Below are 7,994 nucleotides of genomic sequence, written 5' to 3'. Positions count from 1 at the left end.
GACCGGGAGAGTCCGTTCGGCCGGCCGGGTTCCCCCGCCCGCACGGCGGCGACGTTGCGAGACGCGGAGATCCCGCGCCCGCCGAAGAAGTCCTTCCACGATCTCGAACAGGGAGATGACCATGGCCGCTGATGTGTTCGTGATCGCAGAGGCGGGGGTGAACCACAACGGTTCGCTCGATGTCGCCAAGGAGCTCGTGGACCTCGCCGCCGACGCGGGGGCGGACGCGGTGAAGTTCCAGACCTTCTCCGCCGATGCGCTCGCGCTCGAGACGGCAGAGCTCGCGGACTATCAGCGGGTGTCCGACCAAGACGCGCGCAGCCAGCATGACCTCCTCCGCGGGCTGGAGCTGAGCCGTGAGGAGTTCCGAGCCCTGCGGACGCACTGTGACGAGCGCGGAATACGGTTCCTGTCCACGGCCTTCGATCTCGACGGTCTCGACTTCCTCATCGACGAGCTCGGCATTCCTCTCGTGAAGATCGCGTCGGGTGATCTCACCTTCGCCCCGCTCCTGGTCAAAGCGGGCCGAAGCGGGCTGCCGGTGATCCTGTCCACGGGCATGGCCGATCTGGAGGAGATCGCCAGGGCGCTGCGCTTCCTCGCCGCGGGACTGGGGCAGCGTCACGGTGTGCTTGAGCCTTCGGAGCGCCTCACCGAGAGCGCGCTCGCCAGGGCGTGGGAGGCACGGAACGAGCGCATCCGGTTCGACGAGCACGTGACGATCCTGCACTGCACGACTGAGTACCCGGCAGCGGACGAGCACCTGAACCTGAGAGCGATGCCGACCATCGCGAGCACGTTCGGGCACAGGGTCGGCTACTCCGATCATTCGCTCGGCTCGCTGGCCTCCGTGCTCGCCGTCGGGCTCGGCGCGACCGTCCTCGAGAAGCACTTCACATTCGACGTCGCCGCGGAGGGACCTGATCACGCGGCCTCGCTGGATCCCGACGGCCTGCGCGACTACGTCGCGGCGGTCCGCCGCGTGCCGGCGATGCTCGGATCGTCGGAGAAGCGGGCGCAGAGCGTCGAGGAGGGGAACCGCGCGGTCGTGCGGCGCAGTCTGGTGGCCGCGCGGGACATCCCCTCCGGCGCCGTGATCACGGAGCAGGACCTCGCGTGCTTCCGCCCCGCGACGGGTCGCACCTCCTTCGACTTCTGGGAGGTCGTCGGCGGCTTGGCGTCCCGGGCATACCGACGCGGTGAGCTCATCGATGAGTGAGCTGGTTCTGCTGGGCGGCGGGGGACACGCGAAGTCCGTGCTGGCGGCCGCACGCGCTCTGGGGCTCGGAGTGCGCGGGTATCTCGCGCCGGAGGCCGGAGATCTGGGCGAGGACTGTCCGTACCTCGGCGACGACGACCTGCTCTCGTCGCTCCGCGCGGATGACGTGCTCTTCGTCAACGGGCTGGGCTCGACAGCGTCGACGCGGGCCCGGCGCGCTCTGTATGAGCGGGCCGTCGCATACGGTTTGCGGGCGGCGCAGGTCGTCCATCCTCGAGGTTTCGTCGACCCTGGGGCCCGCCTGGCGGCGGGGGTTCAGGTGCTCGCCGCGGGGCTCGTGAACAGCGGGGCCGTCATCGGGGAGAACGTGCTGATCAATTCCGGGGTGATCATCGAGCACGACGTCCTGGTGGACGCCCACGCGCACGTCTCTCCCGGTGCGGTGATCGCCGGCGGTGTCCGGATCGGCGAGGGCGCCCACGTCGGTCTGGGTGCCCGTGTCAGCCAGGGACTCACGCTGGGACCCGGGAGCGTCATCGGTGCCGGCGCCGTCGTGATCAGGGACGTCGCGGCGGGGGCTGTGGTCGCGGGCGTGCCGGCCAGGGCCATCGAATCCGAGAGAAGGGAACCGGCATGAGCTCGAACGCCGACCTGTCCGTGCACCCGGAGACGAGCATCCGCGACGCGCTCTCCCAACTCGACCGGAGCCGACGCCAGGTCGTCTTCGTCGAAGATGACGGAGGGCGACTGGTCGGAGCGGTGAGCGACGGCGACATCCGTCGGGGCCTCCTCGCCGGAGCATCGCTCGAGGACCGTGTCGACCGGGTGATGAACGCGAGCCCGGCCACGGTGCCTCCGACGGCGACTCAGGACGCCGTCGACGAGCTGAAGGCGAGACGCGGCATCCGCGTCGTCGCGGTTGTCGACGACGGGCGCATCGTCGACGTCGTCGGCGAGGGCGAGCGCATCGCCACGCCGCTTCCGACGTCAGTGGTACTCATGGCCGGCGGCCGGGGGCAGCGGCTCTACCCGATCACGAAGGACATCCCGAAGCCTCTCGTCCCCCTGGGCGACAGTCCGATGATCGACATCATCCTCGGCAGGCTGCGCAGTCAGGGGTTCCGCCGCGTGCACGTGTCCGTCAACCACCTCGGGCATCTCATCGAGGAGCATCTCGGCGACGGCAGCGCGCACGGGTTGGACGTCACGTACCTGCACGAGCCGATGCCGCTCGGCACAGCCGGCGCGATCGCCCAGCTGCGCGGCGAGATCACCTCGCCCTTCGTGGTGATGAACTCGGACCTGCTCACCGACGTCGATCTCCGGCGCATGCTCGGCTTCCATCGCGATGCGCGGGCGACCGCCACGATCGGAGCGCGCGAGTACGGCTTCGAGATCCCGTACGGCGTCATCCGCCGTGACGGCCACCGCGTCACCGGGCTTGCCGAGAAGCCGTATCACAGCGAGCTCGTCAGCGCCGGGATCTATGTTCTCGATCCGGACGCCCTGCAACTGCTCGAACAGGACGAGTACTGCGACATGCCGACGCTGTTGTCGCGCCTCATGGACGTCGATCGTTCGGTCGCCGCCTATGAGATCCGCGAAGAGTGGATCGATGTGGGCAGACCGGAAGATCTCGAACGCGCCAGGGTGGCGTGGGAACGGAGAACCAGATGAGGATCTGCACGATCACCGTGCGCGCCGGTTCGAAGGGAGTCCCGGGGAAGAACCTCCGCATGGTCGCGGGGCGGCCGATGTTCGCTCATTCGGTGGCGCAAGCTGCGGCGACAGGACTCTTCGACGAGGTCGTCGTCTCCAGCGACTCGGAGGAGATCCTTGCTCTCGCCCCGCAGTACGGCGCGACGGGCGTCGTGCGCCGACCCCCGGAGATGGCTACGGACACGGCGGGCAAGGTCCCCGCCATCGCCCACGCCGTGCGCACCACGGAGCAGCGCACCGGTAGGACCTACGACGTGTGCGTGGACCTCGACGCGACCAGTCCGCTCCGCACCTTGGACGACATCCGCACGGCCGTGCGGATGTTCGAGGAATCGGAGGCCGCGTCACTGATCACGGGTGCGGAAGCGCGGCGCAATCCGTACTTCAACCTCGTCGAGGAGCAGCCGGACGGCACAGTCGCCGTGAGCAAGCAGCCTGACGACGCGGTGCTCCGGCGGCAGGACGCGCCGCGGTGCTTCGACATGAACGGCTCCATCTACGTGTGGAAGCGGCAGGCGCTGTTGGAGGACCAGGTCGTCTTCCTGCCGTCGACCATCCTGTACGAGATGCCCGCTGAACGTTCCGTCGACGTGGACAGCGAGTTCGACTTCCGCATCGTCGAGTGGCTGATGGAGCAACGGGATGAGCGATGCTGATCGCGCTCAGCAATTCCCCGAAGCCCCTGGCATAGACTGTCGTGGTTTGCGACGACACCCGAATGAGTGGGCCTGTGACTGACACCCGAGATCTTTTCGCCGCGGTCCCGCGCGCGGATTTCGCGACCCCCGGCAAGAGCCGAGGACTGATGGACGTGGTTCGCTGGCGCTACCTTCTGATGCTCCTCGTCCGCACAGGGGTCACGACGCGATATCGCAATTCCGTGCTCGGCTGGACCTGGTCATACGTGCGACCTGCGGCGCAGTTCCTCGTGTTCTGGGTTGTCCTCGGCCTGTTCATGAAGTTGGACCACGGCATACCGAACTACGCGGTGTACCTCTTCTCGGGCATCGTCGTCATCAATCTCTTCTCCGAGGCCTTCAAGAACGCGACGACTTCGATCGTGGGCAACGCACCGCTCGTACGGAAGGTGTTCCTCCCGCGCCAGCTCTTCGCCGTATCCGCGGTGATCGTGGCATTCGTGCATTTCCTTCCCCAGGTCGGTCTGCTCCTGTTCGTGTGTCTGCTGCTCGGCTGGGCGGCGCACCTTTCGATCCTGTCCGTCCTGGCGATATTCGCAGCGATGATCATCGTGATGATCTTCGCGCTGGGCCTCGGGCTGTTCTTCGGCGCCGTCAACGTGCGCTACCGCGACGCCGAGAACATCGTCGAGCTCATGCTCCTGCTGGCGACCTGGGCGTCCCCGGTGCTGTATTCGTGGGCGGCCGTTCTCGATGCGGTCAAGACGATGGGCTGGCCAAGCTGGCTCCTGGACATCTACCTCTTGAATCCGATCACCCAGGGAGTCGAGCTCTTCCACTTCGCGTTCTGGCGCCCGGCTACAGAAGGAATGATCTCCGCGGCCGGCTACAGCGGCCCGCACCTCGAAGCGATTCCACCGGGACTCGGCTGGAACACCTTGTGGACATTCCTCATCGCCGTGGCCATGCTGCTCGTCGGGCAGCTGGTCTTCCGCCGTCTTGAAGGAAGGTTCGCACAGGATCTATGAGTGCTCCAACCACGCTCCGCCCGAGCATCATCATCGACGGCGTCAAGAAGAGGTTCACGCTCAACCACGCCTTCTCCCTCAAGGACACAGTGGTGTCCTGGATCAAGCGTCGCAAGCTCACCAGCGAGTTCGAGGCGCTCAAGGGCGTCGATATCGTCATCGGTGAAGGGGAGTCCGTCGCAGTCCTCGGGCTCAACGGCTCCGGCAAGTCGACGCTCCTCAAGCTCGTCTCCGGCGTGATGGAGCCGGATGAGGGGCGGGTCCTCACGCGAGGTCGCGTCGCCGGGCTCATCGAGGTCGGAGCCGGATTCCACCCGGAGCTATCCGGACGTGAGAACGTGTTCCTCAACGCCGCCATCCTTGGGATGAAGAAGCACGAGATCGAGGCTCGCTACGACGAGATCGTGGCCTTCAGCGAGATCGAGCCGTTTATCGATCAGGAGGTCAAGCACTACTCGTCGGGCATGTTCATGCGCCTGGCGTTCTCCGTCGCCATCCACGTCGAGCTCGACGTGCTCCTCGTGGACGAGATCCTCTCGGTGGGTGACGCGCCGTTCCGCGAGAAATGCCGGCTCAAGTTCGAAGAGCTCATCGAGCAGGGCAAGACTCTCGTGGTCGTCAGTCACGACATGGAGATGGTCCGACAGCTCTGCGTGCGGGGTGTCGTGATCAACAAAGGCAGGGTCGTCTACGACGGTGGTATCGAGGGCGCGATCGCGTTGGTCGACGCATGATCGAAAGCTGGTCGGCGGCTGCTCCTGCCGTGGCGCTCGGCGTGACGCTGCTCATCGCGCCGGGGCTTCCTGCAGCGATCCTGTTCGGTCTCCGGGGGGCCGTTCTTCTGGGAGGGGCGGTCGCACTCTCACTCGCCGTCATCGGCGCCGCGAGCGTCGTTGCCCCGGTCCTCGGGATCGCCTGGTCGCTCTTTCCCGTGGTGCTCATCGCCCTGCTCCTCACCGTTGTCGCCGGTGGGGTGCGCCTGCTGGGGCGCGGCAGATTCGTCCCGCTGGGCGACCGATCGCGGTGGGTCTGGCTGGGGCTCGTCGCCGCTGCTGTCCTCTGGACCGCCATCCTCGCCGTCGGGATTGGGGGCTCGGACCACCCGTCTCAGCTGTACGACGGGCTGTTCCATCTCAACGCCGTGGAGTTCATCCTTCAGAACGAGGATGCCTCGCCCCTGCACATGACGATGGCGGTGCCCGGCGCGAAGACGGCGTTCTACCCGACGTTGTGGCATGCCCTGGTCTCGCTCGTGGTCCCGGTGGCGTCGGGCGTCGTCGAAGCGACCAACGCGGTGACGATAGCGGTGATCGCGGTGGCATGGCCCGCCGCCATCGCGACGCTCACCGCTGTGCTCTTCGCTCGCTATCGCACGGCTTCCCTCTGGGCTCCGCTGCTGACCCTCGCTTTCACCGTCATGCCCCTCGGTCTGCTCAACTGGGGGGTCTTGTACCCGAACCTGCTGGGCACGGTGATGATCCCTGTGGTGATCGCTGTCGCGGTGCTCACCTTCCGGCCTGGAATCGGCGTGTATCAGCGAGTATCACTTCTCGTTCTGCTGGTCGGCGCGATCGGTGCGACCGCGCTCGCCCATCCTTCCGCGCTCCTCGCAGCGATCGCCCTGCTCGTGCCGTTCGGCCTCTGGGGCGCGTTGCGCGCCTGGGGACGTGCGGGCACACAGAAGCGTGTGCTGCTCGCGGTCGTCGTCGTGATCGGCCTCCTTGTGCTCGGAGTCGTCTGGCACTTGGCGAACGTGACCACCCACGAGTGGCGGCCGGGGGCGACGCTCGCGCAGGCCATCGGCGAGGTCGCGTTCCTCAGCCCGGTGGGGCGCAGCACCGGTCTCCTCCTCGGGCCGCTCGCCGCGATCGGGGTATGGAAGGTCGTGAAGGGTCGGCAGTGGGGGGTGATCGGTGGCTACGCCGTCAGTGTCTTCTTGTTCGTCGTGTCCACCTGGCTGCCGCTGCTGCCTCTCCGGAGCGCCATCGTGGGCGTCTGGTACGACGACACCACACGGGTCGGTGCGCTGCTGGCCATCTTCGGCCTCCCCCTTGCGGCCGTCGGCGCTCATATGGTGTGGTCCTGGCTCGTGGCGGGGTGGCGCGGCGGACGCCGTCTCCTCACGGTCGTCGCGGCGATCGTGCTCGTCGCCCTCGGGCTGACGCATCTCTCCGCGCTCGCGAACGAGCTCCGGTTCATGCGGGGAACGAGCTTCCGGTTCGATGCGCAATCACAGGGGCTCACCCCCGACGAAGCGGCCCTGTTCGAGCGGATTCCCGATGATGTTGATGGACCGCTGCTCGGCGATCCGCTCACGGGTGCCGGACTGGTGTTCGCTTATACGGGCACTCCGGTCGTCTTCCCGCACGTCACCGGCCGGTACGGAGCGGACGCGGACCTTCTCGCCCGGTACCTGGTCACCGGCGACGCCGAGGTGTGCGATGCGCTCGAGTCGTTGAACGTCGACTACGTCTTCGATTTCGGAGACCGGGAGATCTTCCAGAACCACTTCACGACCTACGAAGGTCTCCATGATCTGGACGAGTCGGCCATCCTCACCGAAGTCGACCGGCAAGGCGATGCCGTCCTCTACGAGGTGACCGGCTGCGACTGATCCGCAGCGCTTCCACAGTCCGATCCCGGCTAGGCTGGGTGCGTCTCAAAAGCAAGGGAAGTACATGACCAACGTTTGCGTAATCGGCCTCGGCTACATCGGTCTGCCTACCGCCGCGGTGCTCGCGTCACATGGACACACCGTCGTCGGAGTCGACGTCAACCGACGGGCCGTCGACACCATCAACGCCGGCCGCATCCACATCGTGGAGCCGGAACTGGAAGAAGTGGTGCGCGGGGTCGTCGCGTCGGGCGCTCTCACGGCCACGGATCGTCCCGGCCCGGCTGACACGTTCATCCTCACGGTGCCGACACCGCTCGATGGCCACAAGCACGCTGACATGACCCTCGTCGACCGCGCATTCGACGACATCGCTCCCTTCCTCAAGGCCGGCGATCTCGTCGTCCTCGAGTCGACTTCCCCTCCGGGAACCACGGCCGGTCTCGAGCGCCGGCTCGGCGATGTGCGTCCGGACCTCGCTGCGGGCTCCGTCTTGTTCGCGCACGCCCCCGAGCGTGTGCTGCCGGGAAAGATCATGCGGGAGATCGTCGAGAACGACCGCATCATCGGCGGGACGACGGACGAGGCGAGCGAGAGGGCCCGTGCGCTTTACGGGTCGTTCGTCACCGGAGATCTCCTGGTCACGGACTCAACGACGGCTGAGATGGTCAAGCTGACTGAGAACTCGTTCCGCGACGACAACATCGCCTTCGCCAACGAGCACTCCTCCGTGTCCGACTCTTTCGGCATCGATGTCTGGGAGGTCATCCGCCTCG

The 7,994-nt window shown here is 66.8% G+C and carries 8 protein-coding genes; all 8 read left to right on the top strand.

The annotated features are described in order from the left end of the window. The first annotated feature begins 121 nt into the window (after positions 1 to 121). Positions 122 to 1,219: an N-acetylneuraminate synthase gene (gene neuB, locus KVS71_RS15300; RefSeq protein WP_217584953.1), complete on the top strand. Its 1,098-nt coding sequence runs from the start codon at positions 122 to 124 to the stop codon at positions 1,217 to 1,219. Next, positions 1,212 to 1,856 (top strand): acetyltransferase, encoded by a 645-nt coding sequence (locus tag KVS71_RS15295; RefSeq protein WP_217584952.1) that lies wholly within the window; start codon positions 1,212 to 1,214, stop codon positions 1,854 to 1,856. The genes neuB and KVS71_RS15295 overlap by 8 nt, the downstream gene beginning before the upstream one ends. Beyond that, the gene (locus KVS71_RS15290; protein ID WP_217584951.1) at positions 1,853 to 2,896 is read left to right on the top strand and encodes a nucleotidyltransferase family protein; all 1,044 of its coding nucleotides are present in this window, start codon (positions 1,853 to 1,855) and stop codon (positions 2,894 to 2,896) included. Before KVS71_RS15295 ends, KVS71_RS15290 begins: the two co-directional genes overlap by 4 nt. After that, the gene (locus tag KVS71_RS15285) at positions 2,893 to 3,594 is read left to right on the top strand and encodes an acylneuraminate cytidylyltransferase family protein (RefSeq protein WP_217584950.1); all 702 of its coding nucleotides are present in this window, start codon (positions 2,893 to 2,895) and stop codon (positions 3,592 to 3,594) included. The genes KVS71_RS15290 and KVS71_RS15285 overlap by 4 nt, the downstream gene beginning before the upstream one ends. A 74-nt stretch (positions 3,595 to 3,668) precedes the next feature. Further along, positions 3,669 to 4,604, top strand: coding sequence for an ABC transporter permease (locus KVS71_RS15280; protein WP_368874962.1), 936 nt, complete (start codon positions 3,669 to 3,671; stop codon positions 4,602 to 4,604). Next, positions 4,601 to 5,338, top strand: a complete 738-nt coding sequence (locus KVS71_RS15275; protein ID WP_217584948.1) for an ABC transporter ATP-binding protein — start codon at positions 4,601 to 4,603, stop codon at positions 5,336 to 5,338. Before KVS71_RS15280 ends, KVS71_RS15275 begins: the two co-directional genes overlap by 4 nt. Next, entirely contained in the window at positions 5,335 to 7,218 is a 1,884-nt protein-coding gene (locus KVS71_RS15270; RefSeq protein WP_217584947.1) for a DUF6541 family protein, read from the top strand. The genes KVS71_RS15275 and KVS71_RS15270 overlap by 4 nt, the downstream gene beginning before the upstream one ends. Positions 7,219 to 7,282: 64 nt before the next feature. Continuing rightward, positions 7,283 to 7,994, top strand: a 712-nt coding sequence (locus KVS71_RS15265; RefSeq protein WP_217584946.1) for a nucleotide sugar dehydrogenase, incomplete at its 3' end; no start/stop codon positions are given.

This window comes from Microbacterium sp. GbtcB4 (genome assembly GCF_019091465.1).
Taxonomy (GTDB): domain Bacteria; phylum Actinomycetota; class Actinomycetes; order Actinomycetales; family Microbacteriaceae; genus Microbacterium; species Microbacterium paraoxydans.
Note: the sequence above shows the minus strand (reverse complement) of the source record. Positions and strands in the feature narration are given on the sequence as shown.